Source organism: Burkholderia sp. Tr-862, from assembly GCF_011753085.1.
Lineage (GTDB): Bacteria > Pseudomonadota > Gammaproteobacteria > Burkholderiales > Burkholderiaceae > Burkholderia > Burkholderia ambifaria.
This window is the reverse complement of sequence record NZ_VWWG01000028.1, coordinates 1-18,576: the sequence shown is the minus strand read 5'-3', so window position 1 is coordinate 18,576 and position 18,576 is coordinate 1. Positions and strand designations below refer to the sequence as shown.

The following is an 18,576-nucleotide window of genomic DNA, read 5'->3' as shown; positions in this document are numbered from 1 at the left end:
GAATCAGGCCTCGTGTGCGCGCAGGAAGCGGAAGAACTCGACGCCTTCGCGCAGACGGCGCTTCATCATGTCCCAGCTCGTCAGCATCTCGCGGACGATCTCCCAGATCTTCGACGGACGGAAGTAGAACTGGCGATAGAACTGCTCGAGGTGGTGATAGATCTCGTCGCGCGACAGGTGCGCATAGCCGATCGCCGCGAGCTGCACGCCTTCCTTGCTGACCAGGTTGATGGTCTTGTTCTCTTCCATCCAGCCGTTCTCGACGGCCTGCTTGTACAGCGTCGTGCCCGGATACGGCGCGGCGAGCGACACCTGGATCGTGTGCGGATTGATTTCCTTCGCGTACTCGATCGTCTTCTTGATGGTTTCCTGCGTCTCGCCCGGCAGGCCGAGGATGAAGGTGCCGTGGATCTTGATGCCGAGCTTCTTGCAGTCCGCGCTGAAGCGGCGCGCGAAATCGGTGCGCACGCCCTTCTTGATGTTCACGAGGATCTGGTCGTCGCCGGATTCGAAGCCGACCAGCAGCAGGCGCAGCCCGTTCTCCTTCATGACCTTCAGCGTCTTGTACGGCACGTTCGCCTTCGCGTTGCACGACCACGTGATGCCGAGCTTGCCCAGGCCGATCGCGATGGCTTCAGCGCGCGGCAGGTCGTCGGTGAAGGTGTCGTCGTCGAACATCAGTTCCTTCACTTCCGGCATGTTGTCGCGGATCCACTTTGCTTCCGCGAGCACGTTCTCGACCGAGCGCGTGCGGTAGCGATGGCCGCTGACCGTCTGCGGCCACAGGCAGAACGTGCAGCGCGACTTGCAGCCGCGGCCCGTGTAGATCGATACGTACGGATAGTTGAGGTAGCCGATGAAGTAGTTGTCGATTTTCAGGTCGCGCTTGTAGACGGGCGCGACGAACGGCAGTTCGTCCATGTTCTCGAGGATCGGACGTGCTTCGTTGTGCTCGATCGAGCCGTCCTTCGCGCGCCAGCTCAAGCCCTTGATCTGTGGGAACGGCTTGCCTTCGGCGATTTCCTTGCAGGTGAAGTCGAATTCCTCGCGGCACACGAAGTCGATTGCCTCGCTCGCCGTGAGCGAGTTGTGCGGATCGACCATCACCTTCGCGCCGACCATGCCGACCAGCATCGACGGCTTCATCTTCTTCAGGTCCTGCGCGAACATCGCGTCGGTCGGGAACGACGGCGTGCTCGTGTGGATGATCACGAGGTCGTAGTCGTTGGCGATCTTCAGCGTTTCCTCGACCGACAGGCCGTCGGCCGGCGCGTCGACGACGCGGCTGCCCGGCACGAGCGCGGCCGGCTGCGCGAGCCACGTCGGGTACCAGAAGGAACGGATTTCGCGCTTTGCCTGATAGCGCGAGCCGGCTCCGCCGTCGAAGCCGTCATACGAAGGGGCCTGCAAGAACAGCGTTTTCATGAATGCTCCGGTAGCCTGCATAGTTCGATTCGTTTCAACGATTCAGTCAATAACCCGCGAGCCGCCCTGCCGGCGCCCGCCTCTCTGTCATGTCGCGCCGCGCGGCATGGCCGCGCGGCGCGTCTCGGCCCTCCGGCCGGATTCGATCGGGAACGCGCGCACGGCCGCTCCCTCGGGCAACGTACCTTAGCGGCCGTCCGCGCCTTCCACCGCCGCCGTCGCGCGCTCGCCGCCGACGACCGCCATCCGCGCGCCGCGCCACACGACGTGCGTGCCGAACGCGGCCGCGAGCCATTCGAGCGCGAGCAGCGTGTCGCGCACCGCGACGAGCGGCAGATCGCGCCAGAACGCGCGCCAGCCGTCCTCGCCGCGCGCGTGCAGCACCAGCCGCCCGAACGTGCCCACGATGGCCGCGCCACCCGCCAGCGTGCCGGCGAAGGTGCCGTCCAGACGCAGCGCGAGCGCCGCACCGATCGCGAGCCACGGCGCGGTAAACGTGATGAACAGGAACGTGAAGCCGGTCGGGTTCAGCGAACGGATCGTGCGCAGCCAGCGCGTCTCGCGGTGCCAGAGCGGCCCGAACGACGGCTCGATCACGTCGGTCGCGACCTCGACCTCGGACAGCACGGTGCGTCGCCCGAGGCGGCGCGGCAGTTCGGAGAGCCAGAAGTCATCGGCCAGCTCGTCCTTCAGCGCGAGCAAACCGCCGATCCGGTCGAGCGTGTCGCGCGTCAGCGCGAGCGTCGCGCCGAAGCCGAAGCGGCTCGAGCGGCCGAGGTGCGCGATCCGCACCGACGGCGCGAACCAGGCATCGACGAACTGCGCGCCGATCCGCGTCCAGAACCCGCCGACGCTGCGCGCATGATACAGGCACGTGACGACACCGACCGACGCGTCGGCGAGCGGCGCCGTCACGCGCTCCAGATAGTCCGGCTGCACCGCGATGTCGCTGTCCGCGATCACGATGCGGCCGTACTTCGCGCGTTCGGCCAGATTGATCAGGTTGCTGACCTTCAGGTTCTTGCCGTGCACGCGCGCGTCGATCACGAGCGTGATGTCGCACTCCGGATAGTCGGCGCGCAACCGCTCGACGACGGCGACGGCCGGATCGGCCGCTGACGCGACCCCGAACAGCACTTCATGGCGCGGGTGGCGCTGCTCGCAGAACGTCGCGAGGTTCTCGTACAGGTGCGGCTCCGCGCCGCACAGCGGCTTGAGCACGCTGACGGGCTCGAAGCCGTCGCGCGCGGCGGTGCGCGGCGTGCGCGGGCGCGGCGCGAAGGCCGCGGCGAGCGCGTAGCCGGACGCGGCGAGCGTGAACACGAGCAGGAGCCAGTCGAGCAGCGTGACGGTCGGCGTCATGCGCGACGCCCCCCGGCGACGCGGGCGCCCTGCCGATCGATCGAACCTGGTTGAACGTGATTGGGTATTCCGAGAGCAACGAACGCGGGCACGACCCGACTCCTTGTTCCAGCAGCGTCTGTGTAGTGGCGAAGCTTGGCCCATTCCCCGAATGCGACCCGCCCCGGCTTCGCGTGGCACATCTCCGCGCGATGCCCGGACGGGATGCGGGAAGATTCGAATGGCGATCATCGGCACAACATGGACAGGCGCCGGATTTTAGCAGTCCAAGTCGGCCCGCGCGCGGACGGCACGCGAAACGGACTAGTGCGATTTCGGCAAAGCTGTGCGGCCGGCAAACCATTCTGGTGCCACTACGTTCACGCTAGCGTAAGCACTTTGCAGGCGTATTGCAGTCTTGAAAATCAAACGTTTCGTGGAAATTTGTATGTCGATGCGGAGACATGTCAAATCGCCGTAAAGATTAGTCATTATTTGGGGATTGGATTGATTTCTGCAACGATCGCGACCTGCCACCCAACGCCACCTTGCACCCCTGAAAGGCGCATGGGTATCCGTGCGTCGCCAGCGCGTTCCGGAACCCTTTGGCAAAATCGTCGACATCTGTTGCGCATGCGCATCACCGCGCCCCTCCCTTTAGAAGGCCACCGATGATTCCGTTTTCCGTACTTGATCTCGCCCCCATTCCCGCCGGCGCGGACGCCGCGCAGGCCTTCCGCAATACCGTCGATCTCGCGCAGCACGCGGAGCGCCTCGGTTACCGGCGCTACTGGCTCGCCGAACATCACAACATGCCCGGCATCGCGAGCGCGGCGACCGCCGTCGTGATCGGTCATGTCGCGGGCGCGACGAAGACGATCCGCGTCGGCTCGGGCGGGATCATGCTGCCGAACCATGCGCCGCTCGTGATCGCCGAACAGTTCGGCACGCTCGCGTCGCTGTATCCGGGGCGCATCGACCTCGGCCTCGGCCGTGCGCCCGGCACCGACCAGACCACGTCGCGCGCGCTGCGCCGCGACCTGATCGGCAGCGCCGACTCGTTTCCGGACGACGTCGCCGAGCTGCAGCGCTACTTCGCGGAACCGGTGCCCGGCCAGCGCGTGCGCGCGGTGCCCGGTGCGGGGCTGGACGTGCCCGTGTGGCTGCTGGGTTCGAGTCTGTTCAGCGCGCAGCTCGCCGCGATGCTCGGGCTGCCGTTCGCGTTCGCGTCGCACTTCGCGCCGGACTACCTGATGCGCGCGCTCGAACTCTATCGCGCGCAGTACCGGCCGTCGGCCGCATGGCCAAAGCCGCATGCGATGGTCGGCATCAACGTGTTCGCGGCCGATACCGACGACGAGGCGCGGCGCCTCTTCACGTCGCTGCAGCAGCAGTTCATCAACCTGCGCCGCGGCACGCCGGGCAAGCTGCCGCCGCCCGTCGACGCGCTCGAGGCGAGTGAATTCGAACTCGCGAACGTCGCGCACGCGCTGTCGTTCGCGGCCGTCGGTTCGCGCGACACGGTGCGCGACAAGCTGCGCGACCGGATTGCACAGACGGGTGCGGACGAGGTGATCATCACCGCGCAGATCTACGATCACGCCGCGCGGGTGCGCTCGTTCGAGCTGGCGGCGCAGATCCGCGACGAACTCGCGAACGAAACCCGCTGACCGGACGGGCGCGGCCGCCGGCGCGTGCACCCGCCGTCACGTCACGACGGGTGCACCGCCTCCAGCCCGTCGAGCAGCGCCTTGTGGAACGCGTCCGGGTCCTGGATCTGCGGCGCGTGGCCGAGCGCCGGGAATTCGACGAGCTGCGCGCCGGGGATCGCCGCCTGCGTACGCTTCGCGAGTTCCGGGTAATGGCCGAGCTTCGCGTGCACGTCGGGCGGTGCCACCTCCTTGCCGATCGCGGTCGTATCCTTGTCGCCGATCAGCAGCAGCGTCGGCACGTGAATCGCGCCGAGTTCGTAGACCACCGGCTGGGTGAGGATCATGTCGTAGATCAGCGCCGAGTTCCACGCGACCGCGTCGCGGCCCGGGCCGCGATACATGCCGGCGAGCATCTGCACCCAGCGCTCGTAGGACGGCGACCACTTGCCCGCGTAGTAGGTCGCCTGTTCGTAGCGGCGGATCCCGTCGGCGTTCGTCTTCTGTTCGCGCGCATACCAGTAGTCGACCGGCAGCGGCGGCACGCCGAGCGCCTTCCAGTCCTCGAGGCCGATCGGGTTCACCAGCACGAGCTGGTCGGTTGCCTTCGGATACATCAGCGCATAGCGCATCGCGAGCATCCCGCCCGTCGAATGGCCGACGATCGTCGCCGATTTCACGCCGATCGACTCGAGCAGCGCATGCGTATTGCGCGCGAGCTGCTGGAAGCTGTACTGGTAGCGTTCGGGCTTCGACGACTTGCAGAAGCCGATCTGGTCCGGCGCGATGACGCGATAGCCGGCGCGGCTCAGCACGCCGATCGTGTCCTCCCAGGTCGCCGCGCAGAAGTTCTTCCCATGCAGCAGCACGACGGTGCGGCCGTTCGGATGCGCCGGCTGCACGTCCATGTACATCATCTCGAGGGTTTCGCGCTGCGACACGAACGCGTAGCGGTGCACCGGCTCCGGATAGGCGAAACCTTCCAGGCGGGGGCCGTACGCGGGCCCGTCGTTGCCGGCCGGCGCCGGAGCGGCGGCCACGGCTGCGGTCGCGCATGCCGCGGCGACGCCGGCGCCGAGCACGGCGGCGCGCGCGAGGGACAACATCTTGCAAATCGAGAGCATGGCGATCACGGTAAGGGGAAATGCACGCACGCAACCGGGCGGCTTCGCGCCCCGCGATTCTACGCGGTCGTGCTGACGACGGCGCGCAACACTCGATGGCCGTGCGACTTCCGCGCGCGCGACGAACTCGGGTATCGTGTGTCGTGACCCTGAAACGCCTGCAGGCGAACACTCATGAAAAACGTCCTCAGCATTCAGTCGCACGTGATCTACGGACACGCCGGCAACAGCGCGGCCGTGTTCCCGATGCAGCGCCTCGGCGTCAACGTCTGGCCGCTCAACACCGTCCAGCTGTCGAATCACATGCAGTACGGCCACTGGGCCGGCAGCGCGATCGACGCGGCGAAGATGGAGCAGCTCGTCGACGGCGTCGCCGCGATCGGCGCGCTCAAGCGCTGCGACGCGGTGTTGTCCGGCTTCGTCGGCTCGCCGCCGCAGGCGCGCGCGACGGTCGAGATCGTGCGCACGGTGAAGGCGATGAACCCGAACGCGTGGTACTTCTGCGATCCGGCGATGGGCCAGACGGGCGGCGTGCGGCCCGAACCCGGCGTCGAGGAATTCATCGTCCAGGAGATGCCGGCGCTCGCGGACGGCATGTCGCCGAACCACACCGAGCTGCAGAAGCTCGCCGGGCGGCGCATCGAGACCGTCGCCGAAGCCGTCGACGCCTGCCGCGCGCTGATCCGCCGCGGCCCGAAGATCGTCCTCGTCAAGCACCTGCACGACCGCAACAGCCCGGCCGACCGTTTCAACATGCTCGCCGTCACCGAAACCGAAGCGTGGATCGGCCAGCGCCCGCTGTATGCGTTTCCGCGCCATCCGGTCGGCGTCGGCGACCTCACCAGCGCCATTTTCGTCGCGCGCCGGCTGCGCGGCGACTCGGTGCGCGCCGCGTTCGAGCACACGCTCGCGGCCGTGCACGCAGTCGTGAAGGCGACCTACGACGCGCGCCGCTACGAGCTCGAACTCGTCGCCGCGCAGGACGAAATCGCGCGCCCGAGTGAATGGTTCGGCGCGTGGGTGACCGACGCCTGACGCGCCCGCATCGGCCCTGAATCCCTGCGAATCCCCCGGTATCTCCCGCATCTCCGGCGTGCCGCGCGCGCCACCGCATCGCTCCTCCCCCGCAATTCGATCGCCGGCGCAACGCCGTCCAGGTCCTGTCCGGTCCGCGCGTGCAAACGTTTTCGGACTTCACATGAATGACACCGATTTCTCGCTATGCTCGCGAGGGCACGACCAGCGCAGCCGCATCCTGCGCCCGGACGCGCCGACTTTTCCCGCATGTCCCGCCAATCGGCTCTCCTCCTTTACGCACGATAACGACCATGACCCGATCGAACCGTCGTGACTTCCTGCGCGTCGCCGCCGGCACTGCCGGCGCCGCCGCGCTGAACCTGTTCCCGCCCGTGATCCGCGATGCGCTTGCGATTCCGGCGAACCGCCGTACCGGTACCATCCGCGATATCGAACACATCGTGATCCTGATGCAGGAGAACCGCTCGTTCGACCACTACTTCGGCACGATGCGCGGCGTGCGCGGCTTCGGCGATCCTCGCCCGCTGCGCCTCGCGAACGGCAAGTCGGTGTTCCATCAGCCGGTCGGCCCGGCCGAGCTGCTGCCGTTCCACCCGGGCGCGGACAAGCTCGGCCTGCAGTTCCTGCAGGACCTGCCGCACGGCTGGCAGGACATGCACGCCGCGTGGAACAAGGGCCGCTACGACCAGTGGGTGCCGCACAAGGGCACCACCACGATGGCGTACCTGAAGCGCGACGACATCCCGTTCCACTACCAGCTCGCCGACGCATTCACGATCTGCGATGCGTACCACTGCGCGATCCCGAGTTCGACCGACCCGAACCGCTACTACATGTGGACCGGCTACGTCGGCAACGACGGTACGGGCGGCGGCCCGGTGCTCGGCAACGAGGAAACGGGCTACGGCTGGACGACCTATCCGGAAGTGCTCGAGCAGGCCGGCGTGTCGTGGAAGATCTACCAGGACGTCGGCACCGGGCTCGACGCGAACGGCTCGTGGGGCTGGACGCAGAACCCGTACATCGGCAACTACGGCGACAACTCGCTGCTCTACTTCAACCAGTACCGCAGCGCGCTGCCCGGCACGCCGCTGTACGACAAGGCGCGCACCGGCACCAACATCAGCGCCGGCGGTACGCTGTTCGACGTGCTGCAGCAGGACGTGAAGAACGGCACGCTGCCGCAGGTGTCGTGGATCTGCGCGCCGGAAGCGTACTCGGAACACCCGAACTGGCCGGCCAACTACGGCGCGTGGTACATCGAGCAGGTGCTGAAGGTGCTCGTGTCGAATCCGGACGTGTGGAGCAAGACCGCACTCTTCATCACCTACGACGAGAACGACGGCTTCTTCGACCACGTGCCGCCGCCGTTCGCGCCGCAGTCGCGCGACAACGGGCTGTCGACGGTCGCAACGACCAACGAGGTGTTCGCCGGCGACGCGTCGCACATGGCCGGCCCGTACGGGCTCGGGCCGCGCGTGCCGATGCTGGTCGTGTCGCCGTGGACCAAGGGCGGCTGGGTCTGCTCGCAGACCTTCGATCACACGTCCCTGCTGCAATTCATCGAAGCGCGCTTCGGCGCGCAGTATCCGGTGACGGCCGCCAACGTGTCGCCGTGGCGCCGTGCGGTGTGCGGCGACCTGACGTCGGCGTTCGAATTCGCGACCGCCGACGCCGCATGGCCGACGCTGCCCGACACGAGCGGCTATGCGCCGCCCGACCGCGTGCGCCACCCCGACTACATCCCGGTGCCGCCGGTATTGCAGAAGCTGCCGAAACAGGAGGCCGGACTGCGTCCGGCACGCGCACTGCCGTACGAGCTGTTCGTGCACGGCCGCGTCGAAGCCGCGAACGGCCAGTTCCGGCTGACCTTCGCGAACACCGGCCGCGCGGGCGCGGCATTCCAGGTGCAGTCGCGCAACCGCCTCGACGGCCCGTGGGCGTACACGGTCGAAGCCGGCAAGCGGGTCGCCGATACGTGGAGCGCCGCAGCGTCGCTCGGCCTGTACGACCTCGACGTGTACGGCCCGAATGGCTTCTACTGCCATTTCCGCGGCCCGTTCGCGACCGGCGTCGGCAGCGCGAACGTGAACCCCGAGGTGATCTACGGCTACGACGTCGCGAACGGCAACATCACGCTGCGCCTGATGAACCGCGGCCACAAGGCCGTGCGGCTCAAGGTGACGAACGCGTACGGCCACGGCCACGCGCGCACGTTCGACCTCGCGCCGGGCGCGCACGTCGACGACTACTGGGATCTGCGCGGCAGTCACGGCTGGTACGACCTGACCGTCAGCGACGGCCGCCTGCTCGGCTTCCTGCGCCGCTTCGCGGGCCACGTCGAGACCGGCCGCCCGAGCACGAGCGACCCGGCCATCCGCACGAACGCGTCGCACGACGACGCCGAAGCCGCATCGGACGCCCTGTCCGACTGACGACGGCGAACGCGGCGCGGCCCCGCCGGGGCTGCGCCGCCCATCCTGCCTCCTGTCCGTTCGTGGCGGGAAACTCCCGATACCGGCCGCACGCGCACGCGCGGAAGCTATGCGCAAATCCGCATCGAATGCGCGGCAAATTGCCAAGACCCGTGCATATCGGCGACCTATATATCGATGCGATCGGGGCTCCTCGCCGAGCCTGACGGGAGATTCTTCCGGGAATCATCAGCATGCCGACCTCCCCGCCCGATTCCGAGAAGCGGTCGAACCGCCCGCCCGTCGCACGCGTCCGGCCCACCGGCTGCGTGCGGTATCCACTCGCTGGTGTAGAACAAGAGGAACGAACATGAAATTGCGTCATTCCCTGTTGTCGGTATCGGTCATTTCCGCCTTTGCCCTCCTCTCGCAACACGCCGCCCAGGCCGCCGACGCGACCGACGTGAAGGTCGGCTTCGCCGCGCCGCTCACAGGCGTGAACGCCGGCTACGGCAAGGATCTCCAGAACGGCGTGCAGCTCGCGCTCGACGATGCCGCCGCGCAGAAGATACAGATCGCCGGCAAGCCCGCGCACTTCAACCTCATCGTGCAGGACGACCAGGCCGACCCGCGCATCGGCGTGCAGGCCGCGCAGGCGCTCATCGACCAGAACGTGTCGGTGGTGGTCGGCCACTTCAACTCCGGGACGACGATTCCGGCCTCGGTCGTCTACGACAAGGCCGGCATCCCGGTGATCGATCCGGCCGCGACCAACCCGACGCTCACGTCGCGCGGGCTCGCGAACATGTTCATGGTGATCGCGACCGACGGCCAGAACGCCGGCAACGCGGGCAAGTACGCGGTCGACGTGACCAAGGCGAAGCGCATCGCGATCATCGACGACCGCACCGCGTTCGGCCAGGGCGAGGCGGACGAGTTCGAGAAGGCCGTGAAGGCGGCCGGCGGCAACATCATCGGCCGCGAGTTCACCAGCAACCAGGCGGTCGATTTCCGTGCGCAGATCACGAGCCTGAAGGGCAAGAATCCCGACCTGATCTTCTTCGGCGGCCTCGATTCGCTCGCCGCGAACTTCGTCAAGCAGATGCGCCAGCTCGGGCTGAACGCGAAGTTCGTCGGCGGCGGCGGCGTGAAGGACAACGAGTTCATCAAGATCGCCGGCCCGGCCGCGGAAGGCGCGATGGCATGGGAATACGGGCGTCCGCTCGACGAGCTGCCGCAGGGCAAGGATTTCGAGCAGCGGTTCAAGAAGCGCTTCGGCGTCGACGTGCTGTCGTACGCGCAGTTCGGCTACGACGCGACCTGGGCCGCGATCAAGGCGATGCAGGCAGCCAACTCGACCGATCCGAAGGTCTACCGCCCGGCGCTGAAGAAGATCGACTTCGAGGGCATCACCGGCCGGATCTCGTTCGCGAACGACGGCTCGCTGAAGAGCGGGATGTCGACGCTGTACCAGGTGAAGAACGGCGCGTGGAAGACGATCGTGACGAAGGGGGGCTGATCGGACCGGATGGGCGACCTGGATAGCCAGGCCGCCCGGACGTGACGGGCGGTGGGAGCGCCGCCCGGCCGCCGTTCACACGATGCGGGACAGGCGAAGGTGCTGCGGCCGCGAAACGATCGGCGCAATTACGCCGACCTCATACGATGTCCGATGTTGAGGCGGTGACCGCCACGGCCCGTCGCGACGCGCGGGCCGTGCAGGCGGCGTCGCGTCAGCTGGCCTGCGTGTCGCGTTCCGCCTCGGCCGCCTCGTGCGCGCGGCGCAGTCGCTCGCGACTGTTGGTCAGGTGCGTGCGCATCGCGGCGCGCGCGGCTTCCGGATCGTGACGCGCGATCGCCTCGTAAATGTCCTCGTGCTCGTGATTGAGCCGGCCGACATAGCGCTCGAGGTCGTCGCCGGCGAAGCGCGCCGAATTCACGCGCGTGCGCGGGATGATCGACGCGCCGAGCTGCGTCATGATGTCGACGAAGTAGCGGTTGCCGGTGGATTGCGCAATCTGCAGGTGGAAGTTGAAGTCGAGCTGCGCCGTGTCGCGCCCGCCGCCCGCCCCCGACGCGATCGCGTCGAGCGCACGCCGCAGCGCGGCGAGGTCGGTGTCGTTCGCGCGCTGCGCGGCGAGGCTCGCGCATTCGCTTTCAAGGCTGATGCGCAGCTCGAGCACCGCGAGCACGTCGCGTAGCGTCATGATGGTCGCGGGATCGATGCCGAGCGCCTGGCGGCGCGACGGCTCCAGCACGAAGCTGCCGATGCCGTGGCGCGTCTCGATGAGGTGGCTCGCCTGCATCCGCGAAATCGCTTCGCGCACGACCGTGCGGCTGACGCCCTGCGCCGCCATGACTTCGGTTTCGGTCGGCAGCTTGTCGCCGGGACGCAGCGTGCCGTTTTCGATCTGCGCGGTCAGCGCGTCGACGACATCTTGTGCGAGGCTGCGTGCGCGACGGCGCGGCGCTGCGGGAAGCGTGGGCACGGACATGAGGCCGGTTCCTTTTTGAATGATCGTAATGTGAGCCGAGGGTTTACGCGGGGTTTGAGCGAACGCCGATGATTCATTATACTGCGTCACAAGTCATCCGACGACTGATGATCAAGACACGGATCTCCTGTTGACCGAGGCTGGCACATCGGCGCCTGCCGGGTCCCGTGGTTCGTGATCGGCCGACCTTCGCGCTTCTGCGCGATAGTGGCATCGAGCTGGTCGCTCCCGCCCGTTCGGGTTGCTGTCGACATGCGGGGGCTTGCGCGCCGCGCACGTCGGTTGTCGAATGATCGCACCTCCCGCCGCGCGCGGCAAAGATTTTGCCGCACGGCATCGCCCACTCTTTTGCCATCGCCGCCATGAACGCCGTCACTGCCTCGCCTTCCCACGACACGCCGCGCATCGTCGAGCTGCAAGCCATTCCGGTCGCCGGCCACGACAGCATGCTGCTCAACCTGAGCGGCGCGCACGGCCCGTTCTTCACCCGCAACCTCGTGATCCTGAAGGACAGCGCGGGCCGGACCGGCGTCGGCGAAGTGCCGGGCGGCGAAAGCATCCGCCGCACGCTCGAGGACGCGCGCGCGCTCGTCGTCGGGCAGCCGGTCGGCAACTACCACGCGGTGCTCAACGACGTGCGGCGCACCTTTGCCGATCGCGACGTGAGCGGCCGCGGCCTGCAGACGTTCGACCTGCGCACCACGATCCACGCGGTCACCGCGCTCGAAGCCGCGCTGCTCGACCTGCTCGGCCAGCATCTCGGCGTGCCCGTGGCCGCGCTGCTCGGCGAAGGGCAGCAGCGCGAGCGCGTCGAGATGCTCGGCTACCTGTTCTACGTCGGTGATCGCAGCAAGACCGCGCTACCCTATCGCGACGGCCGCGGCGCGACCGACGACTGGACCCGCGTGCGCGACGAGGCCGCGCTGACGCCCGAGGCGGTCGTGCGCCTCGCCGAAGCCGCGCACGCGCGCTACGGTTTCAACGACTTCAAGCTGAAGGGCGGCGTGTTCGAAGGCGCGCGCGAGGTCGAAGCCGTGACGGCGCTGGCCGAGCGTTTCCCCGAAGCGCGCGTGACGCTCGATCCGAACGGCGCGTGGTCGCTCGACGAGGCCGTGCGGCTGTGCCGCGACCTGCATCACGTGCTCGCCTATGCGGAAGATCCGTGCGGCGCGGAGAACGGCTACTCTGGCCGCGAGGTGATGGCCGAATTCCGCCGCTCGACCGGGCTGCCGACGGCCACCAACATGATCGCGACCGACTGGCGCCAGATGGGCCACGCGGTGCAGTTGCAGGCCGTCGACATCCCGCTCGCCGACCCGCACTTCTGGACGATGCAGGGCTCGGTGCGCGTCGCGCAGATGTGCCGCGACTGGGGCCTCACGTGGGGTTCGCATTCGAACAACCACTTCGACGTGTCGCTCGCGATGTTTACGCACGTCGCGGCCGCGGCCCCCGGACAAGTCACCGCGATCGACACGCACTGGATCTGGCAGGACGGCGAACGACTCACGCGCGAGCCGCTGAAGATCGAGAACGGGCTCGTGGAAGTGCCGAAGCGGCCGGGCCTCGGCATCGACATCGACATGGATGCGGTCGCGGTCGCGCACGAGCTGTACAAGCAGCACGGGCTCGGCGCCCGCGACGATGCGGCGGCGATGCAGTATCTGATTCCGGGGTGGACGTTCAACAACAAGCGCCCCTGCCTCGTGCGCTGAGCGCGGGACGAACCGGGCGGCGGGTCCGCCCGGTCAGAAGGAAATGCGTCGGTTCGCCCGCGCATCGGCGGGTGCCGGGTGGGAAAAGCCTGCCTGCATGAAACTGGAAACGGAATCGGAATTCGGGCGACCGCCGCGGCCCGGTCGAGAGCGAACCGGGGCCGGGAACGGCAACCGGCGCTGTCAGCCGCTCAAGCTGCTCCGATCCCCCGCGCCATCCCCGACGCGGCAAACACGATCACCATCACGAGCGCGGCCTGCCAGTGGCCGATCCGCACATAGGTCCGTGCGCGGCCGAGATCCGGCATCTGCTGCCGCCGCGCGGCGGTGCGCCAGCGGATCAGCCCGAGCATCGGCACGACCTCGAGCAGCAGGATCAGCACGAGCGCGGTCATCTTGAGGTGAAAGAGTGGCTCGTGAAGGTAATACGCGGCGCCTTTCTCGAAGCCGCCGAATGCGCGCGTGAGCCCCGTCGCGATCAGCACCAGCGCGGACAATCCCCAGGCCGCATCGGCCTTGAACACGCCGGGCAGGTCAGCGGCCTGCGCCGACGCGATGACCCGGCGCAGCGCGCGGTTGCGCCCCGCGATCGCGGCGAACGCGACGCCGAACGCCATCAGGTGAACGGCTGCCAGCAACCAGCGGACGATCATTGCGCCTCCTTGTCGCCCGCGCGCCGCGCAGGCCTTGTCAGACGATCTGCTTGAGCGCCGCGTCGAGCGCGAGCACCGCGACGCGGTCGCCCTCGGTCACGAGCGGCGCGCGCATCACGATCTGCCGGTTATGGCCAACGGCCGCCGGCGAATCCCACAGCAGCTCGACCTTCGGCCGCCGGAACAGGCTGCCGCGACGCGGCGGCGCGGCGGCCGGCTGCGCACCCTGCTCGCCCGCTGCCGGCGTAACCTGGCCGGGCCAGCGCACCGACAGTTCGCGCGCGTCGTACTGGCCGACCTTGCGGCTCTCCATCCAGACGATCGCGGTACGTGTGAGCGTATCGAGCGAGATCGCGTAGCGGCCGACCGCGAAACGGCGCGCGGCCACGTTGGTCCGCCACAGCGGCCGCGGCCGGCACATCCACACGATCGCCGCATACAGCGCCGGCGCGGCGACGAGCCAGCCGTTGGTCGCCGTCACCGCGTGCAGCGCAGGACGCCAGCCGGCCGCCCACGCGAACGCGCCGATCGACCAGACGGCAAACAGAAAACCGATCAGCGCGAACACCCGCAGCGCCTGGCGCAGCCATTGCGGCAGCGGATGGAACGGCCGCTCGGCGCGCGCGGCGGCGCCCGGCAGCGCGAGCAGCAGGAAGATCAGCACGAGATAGACGAACGCCCAGGGCGACGACACCATCGCCGACAGCGACGCGCGATAGCCCATCTGGGACATCGAGAACAGCCAGCGCGCGAACAGCACGAGACCGATCGCGCGCAATGCGAAGATCACGCCGGCGCCGGGGGCCGGCGCTGCGCGCGTCGTTTTCGTTCTCGCCAAGACTGCTCTCCTCTCGATGTTCGTGCGGGGCCGGATTTCACGGCACGGCCATTATAGGGACATTACCGTCTGGACAGATGGCCGGATGGCGTGGCGGCCACCTTCCGGGGCCGTTCGCGGCGTCGGGCGCGGCGAGAATACAACAGATCCGCGCCGCAGATGTGACAACGCCCCGCCGGGGTCCCGGGCGGGGCGTCGATGAGGGCCTCAACCGCAGTGCGGCCGGCGGCCCGGCATCAGCTTGCGTTGACTTCGCGCAGCACCGTGCGGCGCTTCTGGCGCAGCAGTTCCTCGTAGCCCTTCACATAGTTCTGCGCCATTACCTTCGACGAGAAGCGCGCTTCGAACGCGGCCCGCACCTTCTCGCGCGGCAGCGTATCGAGGCGCTTGAGCGCCGCGACGGCCGACAGTTCGTCTTCGACGACGAAGCCCGACACGCCGTTGTCGATCACTTCCGGCACCGAGCCGCGCTTGAACGCGATCACCGGCGTGCCGCATGCCATCGCCTCGATCATCACCAGGCCGAACGGCTCCGGCCAGTCGATCGGGAACAGCAGCGCGTGCGCGTTGCCCAGGAATTCAGTCTTTTCCGACTCGCTGATTTCGCCGATATACTCGACGTGCGGCAGCGCGAACAGCGGCTTGATCTTCTCTTCGTAGTACGCGCGGTCAGCCTTGTCGAGCTTCGCGGCGATCTTGATCGGCAGGCCGGCCTGCTCGGCGATGCGGATCGCGGTGTCGACGCGCTTTTCCGGCGAGATGCGGCCGAGGAACGCGAGATAGCTCGGCTTCACGTTCGGGATCGGCGTCAGCAGGTTTTCCGGCAGGCCGTGGTACACGGTCGACAGCCAGTTTGCCTGCGGCAGCGGGATGCGCTGGTTGTCGGAGATCGACACGACCGGCACGTCGCTGAACGCGTTGAAGATCGGCTGCAGTTCCGGCAGGTCGAGACGGCCGTGCATGGTCGTCAGATGCGGGACCGGCTGGCGCGAGAACAGCGAGAACGGGTAGTAGTCGATGTGGCAGTGCAGGACGTCGAACTCTTCCGCGCGACGGCGCACCTGCTCGAGGAGCAGCATGTGCGGGGCCATCACGTCGCGGATCGTCGGGTCGAGGCGCAGCGCCTGCGGCCAGCACGCTTCGAGCTTGGCGGAGGTTTGCGAATCGCCGCTCGCGAAGAGCGTGACGTCATGCCCCATCTCGACAAGTGCTTCGGTCAGATAGGACACCACTCGCTCGGTACCACCGTAAAGCTTCGGGGGGACTGCTTCGTGCAACGGAGCGATTTGGGCGATTCGCATGCGTAACTCCTAAAAAATCGACTAAAAACCAGGTATGGGTCGGCAACCTGCCGGCGGTCCGGGCTGGATGCATTTCGTCCGACGGTCGGACGAATCAGCCTGCCGGGGCGTCGAGCCCGCGCTGCTCAAGGAGCGTCGGCGACGCGACAGGCATAGAACGTTTGAAACGAAGACCCGTTGACAGGGGTTCGTAAAAAACCTGGAATCGACCCTGGAGCCGATTATCTAGGGTTAATCCCGAGACGGCAGACAACATTTCAAACACTTTACTTTGTTACAAAGGCGCAACACTTTGCAACCCGCGGACTCGGGTGTCCGTTCTAGAGTGGAAGGCCCTTTTGGCGATCCTTGTCACCCGTGAGTGCCGGCAGCGTGATTCCGGCACATAAAGCAAGACGGGATGCCGGATTTTATCTCAAAATCGATCGCGAGCCTCTGGCCAAGGCAAGATTCGCGCAGCGCGACGCAGGCCTTGTTTACAATGCCGGATTATTCAGTCCGGGCGCACGCCGGCATGCGATCCAGCCGCAACGCTCAATCACCGAATCACCGCACGCATATTTTGGAATCTCTTACCCCCGCCCAGCGCAACGCCCACAACGCGAAGCTCTCGAGCTACGCGCACCGGCCGATTGCGTTCCTGTTCCGCTACATCCGCCTGCATCCCGTTGCCCACCTCGTCGTGCTCTGCAGCGTGCTGGCTGCCGTCGGCTGCGCGCTCGGCTCGCAATATGCGATCAAGCACCTGATCGACGTGCTGGCGACCGGGCGCCATCATCCGGGCCCGCTGTGGAGCGCGTTCGCGCTGCTCGTCGGGCTGATCGCGGCCGACAACCTGCTGTGGCGGGTCGGCGGCTGGGCCGCCGCGCACACGTTCGTCGCGGTCACCGGCGACCTGCGGCGCGACCTGTTCCAGTACCTGATCGGCCATTCGCCGACCTACTACTCGGAAAAGCAGCCGGGCACGCTCGCAAGCCGCATCACGGCCACGTCGAACGCGGTCTATACGTCGGAGAACACGATGGCGTGGAACGTGCTGCCACCGTGTATCGCGGTGATGGGCGCGATCCTGATGATCACCGTCGTCAATCCGCTGATGGCCGCCGGCCTGCTCGGCTGCTCGGCCGTGCTGTCCATCATCCTGTTCAAGCTGGCCGGGCGCGGCTCGGCGCGCCACCACGCTTTCGCGGCCAAGGCCGCGGCGGTCGACGGCGAGCTCGTCGACGTGATCGGCAACATGGGGCTCGTGCGTGCGTTCGGGATGACGCTGCGCGAACAGAAGCGCTTCAGCGCAACCATCAAGGCGGAGATGGACGCGCGCCAGCAGAGCCTGTTCTATCTCGAGAAGCTGCGGCTGCTGCATGCGGTGATCACCGCGATGCTGTCGGCCGGCCTGCTCGGCTGGGCGCTGTGGCTGTGGGACCAGGGCCGCGCGACGTCGGGCGACATCGTGCTCGTCAGTTCGCTCGGCTTCACGATCCTGCACGGCACGCGCGACCTCGCAGTCGCGCTCGTCGACGTCACGCAGCACGTCGCGCGCCTGTCCGAAGCCGTGAAGACGCTGCTCGAACCGCACGGGATGCCGGACCGCTCCGACGCGCAGCCGCTGGCGGCCACCGGCGGGCGCGTCGACTTCGAGCGCGTGACGTTCGCGTATCCGCACCGCCGCGCGATCCTCGACCACTTCGACCTCCATATCGAGCCGGGCCAGCGTGTCGGCCTGATCGGCAAGTCGGGCGCCGGCAAGTCGACCGTGCTCGCGCTGCTGCAGCGCTTCTACGACACGCAGGACGGCGTCGTGAAGGTCGACGGCCAGGACGTGAAGGTGATCACGCAGGACAGCCTGCGCCACGCGATCGCGCTCGTGCCGCAGGACATCTCGCTGCTGCACCGGACGATCTACGACAACATCGCATATGGCCGCCCCGACGCGACCCGCGACGAAGTGCTCGCCGCCGCGCGCGACGCGCGCTGCGCGGAGTTCATCGAAGCGATGCCGGAAGGCTATGACACGATCGTCGGCGACCGCGGCGTCAAGCTGTCGGGCGGCCAGCGCCAGCGCATCGCGATCGCGCGCGCGATCCTGAAGGACGCGCCGATCCTGCTGCTCGACGAAGCGACGTCCGCACTCGACAGCTCGTCCGAGGAAGCGATCCAGAGCGCGCTCGACCGCCTGATGGTCGGCCGCACGGTGATCGCGATCGCGCACCGGCTGTCGACGCTGCGCAACTTCGACCGGATCATCGTGATGAGCAACGGCAAGGTGATCGACGACGGCAGCCCCGACGTGCTGCGCAACCGTCCCGGTCTGTACCGCGACCTGCTCGCGAAGCAGCACGGCCGCCATCACGCGCCCGACGGCACCGCGCCGACCGGCGAACGCGTGGCCTGACGCCGCGGCACGCAACCGATAAAAAAGCCGCCTGTGCGAAGCACGGCGGCTTTTTTCATGGCATTGACCCATCCTGAAATAGGTTGACACTTTTTCGCCGAGGCGAGGAGGTGCCAGATGGAGCAAGGGATCAAGCGGACGCAGCGGGACTACAGCCTGGCTTTTAAGCTGTCAGTGGTGGTGCAAGTCGA

The 18,576-nt window shown here is 67.5% G+C and carries 13 protein-coding genes; 6 read left to right on the top strand and 7 right to left on the bottom strand.

Annotated features, from left to right (window positions below; genetic code table 11):
• Nucleotides 1-3 precede the first annotated feature (3 nt).
• Entirely contained in the window at nt 4-1,446 is a 1,443-nt protein-coding gene (hpnJ, locus tag F3J14_RS11415; RefSeq protein ID WP_348771985.1) for a hopanoid biosynthesis associated radical SAM protein HpnJ, read from the bottom strand.
• A 165-nt stretch (nt 1,447-1,611) separates the two neighbouring features.
• Nucleotides 1,612-2,787 (bottom strand): bacteriohopanetetrol glucosamine biosynthesis glycosyltransferase HpnI, encoded by a 1,176-nt coding sequence (hpnI, locus tag F3J14_RS11410; RefSeq protein ID WP_166723068.1) that lies wholly within the window; start codon nt 2,785-2,787, stop codon nt 1,612-1,614.
• A gap of 650 nt (nt 2,788-3,437) precedes the next feature.
• Here hpnI and F3J14_RS11405 point away from each other — a divergent pair.
• Complete coding sequence (locus tag F3J14_RS11405; protein ID WP_011656385.1) at nt 3,438-4,436, top strand: LLM class flavin-dependent oxidoreductase; 999 nt, start codon at nt 3,438-3,440, stop codon at nt 4,434-4,436.
• 41 nt (nt 4,437-4,477) lie between these two features.
• Here the strand turns inward: F3J14_RS11405 and F3J14_RS11400 are convergent, their stop codons facing one another.
• On the bottom strand, nt 4,478-5,539 hold the full coding sequence (locus F3J14_RS11400; RefSeq protein ID WP_166723067.1) for an alpha/beta hydrolase: 1,062 nt from the start codon (nt 5,537-5,539) through the stop codon (nt 4,478-4,480).
• A gap of 174 nt (nt 5,540-5,713) precedes the next feature.
• On the opposite strand from F3J14_RS11400, the gene pdxY reads away from it, so the two are divergent.
• The 3 genes from pdxY to F3J14_RS11385 all read left to right on the top strand — a co-directional run bounded on the left by pdxY (nt 5,714) and on the right by F3J14_RS11385 (nt 10,510).
• A complete protein-coding gene (gene pdxY / locus F3J14_RS11395) occupies nt 5,714-6,574 on the top strand; it encodes a pyridoxal kinase PdxY (protein WP_006755531.1) in 861 nt (286 codons plus the stop codon).
• Between the two features lie 293 nt (nt 6,575-6,867).
• The gene (locus F3J14_RS11390) at nt 6,868-9,012 is read left to right on the top strand and encodes a phospholipase C, phosphocholine-specific (protein ID WP_166723066.1); all 2,145 of its coding nucleotides are present in this window, start codon (nt 6,868-6,870) and stop codon (nt 9,010-9,012) included.
• Nucleotides 9,013-9,361: 349 nt separating this feature from the next.
• Complete coding sequence (locus F3J14_RS11385; protein ID WP_166723065.1) at nt 9,362-10,510, top strand: branched-chain amino acid ABC transporter substrate-binding protein; 1,149 nt, start codon at nt 9,362-9,364, stop codon at nt 10,508-10,510.
• A 214-nt stretch (nt 10,511-10,724) separates the two neighbouring features.
• On the opposite strand, the gene F3J14_RS11380 is transcribed toward F3J14_RS11385, so the two are convergent.
• Complete coding sequence (locus F3J14_RS11380) at nt 10,725-11,486, bottom strand: FadR/GntR family transcriptional regulator (RefSeq protein ID WP_006751845.1); 762 nt, start codon at nt 11,484-11,486, stop codon at nt 10,725-10,727.
• A 362-nt stretch (nt 11,487-11,848) separates the two neighbouring features.
• Here F3J14_RS11380 and gudD point away from each other — a divergent pair, with 362 nt between their 5' ends.
• Complete coding sequence (gudD, locus tag F3J14_RS11375) at nt 11,849-13,201, top strand: glucarate dehydratase (RefSeq protein WP_166723064.1); 1,353 nt, start codon at nt 11,849-11,851, stop codon at nt 13,199-13,201.
• Between the two features lie 191 nt (nt 13,202-13,392).
• Here the strand turns inward: gudD and F3J14_RS11370 are convergent, their stop codons facing one another.
• From F3J14_RS11370 to F3J14_RS11360, 3 genes are all read right to left on the bottom strand, one after another.
• Nucleotides 13,393-13,854, bottom strand: a complete 462-nt coding sequence (locus F3J14_RS11370; RefSeq protein ID WP_166723063.1) for a DUF2214 family protein — start codon at nt 13,852-13,854, stop codon at nt 13,393-13,395.
• Between the two features lie 37 nt (nt 13,855-13,891).
• Nucleotides 13,892-14,692, bottom strand: a complete 801-nt coding sequence (locus tag F3J14_RS11365; protein ID WP_166723062.1) for a hypothetical protein — start codon at nt 14,690-14,692, stop codon at nt 13,892-13,894.
• Between the two features lie 236 nt (nt 14,693-14,928).
• The gene (locus F3J14_RS11360) at nt 14,929-15,993 is read right to left on the bottom strand and encodes a glycosyltransferase family 4 protein (protein WP_006476459.1); all 1,065 of its coding nucleotides are present in this window, start codon (nt 15,991-15,993) and stop codon (nt 14,929-14,931) included.
• 562 nt (nt 15,994-16,555) lie between these two features.
• Between F3J14_RS11360 and F3J14_RS11355 the strand changes: the two genes are divergently transcribed.
• Nucleotides 16,556-18,385: an ABC transporter ATP-binding protein gene (locus F3J14_RS11355; RefSeq protein WP_166723061.1), complete on the top strand. Its 1,830-nt coding sequence runs from the start codon at nt 16,556-16,558 to the stop codon at nt 18,383-18,385.
• Nucleotides 18,386-18,576 lie beyond the last annotated feature (191 nt).

Excerpts from the sequence above, each read along its gene's own strand:
- F3J14_RS11380 (WP_006751845.1), bottom strand. The coding sequence starts at position 11,486 with ATGTCCGTGCCCACGCTTCCCGCAGCGCCGCGCCGTCGCGCACGCAGC.
- F3J14_RS11385 (WP_166723065.1), top strand. The coding sequence starts at position 9,362 with ATGAAATTGCGTCATTCCCTGTTGTCGGTATCGGTCATTTCCGCCTTT.
- hpnI (WP_166723068.1), bottom strand. The coding sequence starts at position 2,787 with ATGACGCCGACCGTCACGCTGCTCGACTGGCTCCTGCTCGTGTTCACG.
- F3J14_RS11360 (WP_006476459.1), bottom strand. The coding sequence starts at position 15,993 with ATGCGAATCGCCCAAATCGCTCCGTTGCACGAAGCAGTCCCCCCGAAG.
- gudD (WP_166723064.1), top strand. The coding sequence starts at position 11,849 with ATGAACGCCGTCACTGCCTCGCCTTCCCACGACACGCCGCGCATCGTC.
- F3J14_RS11400 (WP_166723067.1), bottom strand. The coding sequence starts at position 5,539 with ATGCTCTCGATTTGCAAGATGTTGTCCCTCGCGCGCGCCGCCGTGCTC.
- F3J14_RS11370 (WP_166723063.1), bottom strand. The coding sequence starts at position 13,854 with ATGATCGTCCGCTGGTTGCTGGCAGCCGTTCACCTGATGGCGTTCGGC.
- pdxY (WP_006755531.1), top strand. The coding sequence starts at position 5,714 with ATGAAAAACGTCCTCAGCATTCAGTCGCACGTGATCTACGGACACGCC.
- F3J14_RS11405 (WP_011656385.1), top strand. The coding sequence starts at position 3,438 with ATGATTCCGTTTTCCGTACTTGATCTCGCCCCCATTCCCGCCGGCGCG.
- hpnJ (WP_348771985.1), bottom strand. The coding sequence starts at position 1,446 with ATGCAGGCTACCGGAGCATTCATGAAAACGCTGTTCTTGCAGGCCCCT.
- F3J14_RS11390 (WP_166723066.1), top strand. The coding sequence starts at position 6,868 with ATGACCCGATCGAACCGTCGTGACTTCCTGCGCGTCGCCGCCGGCACT.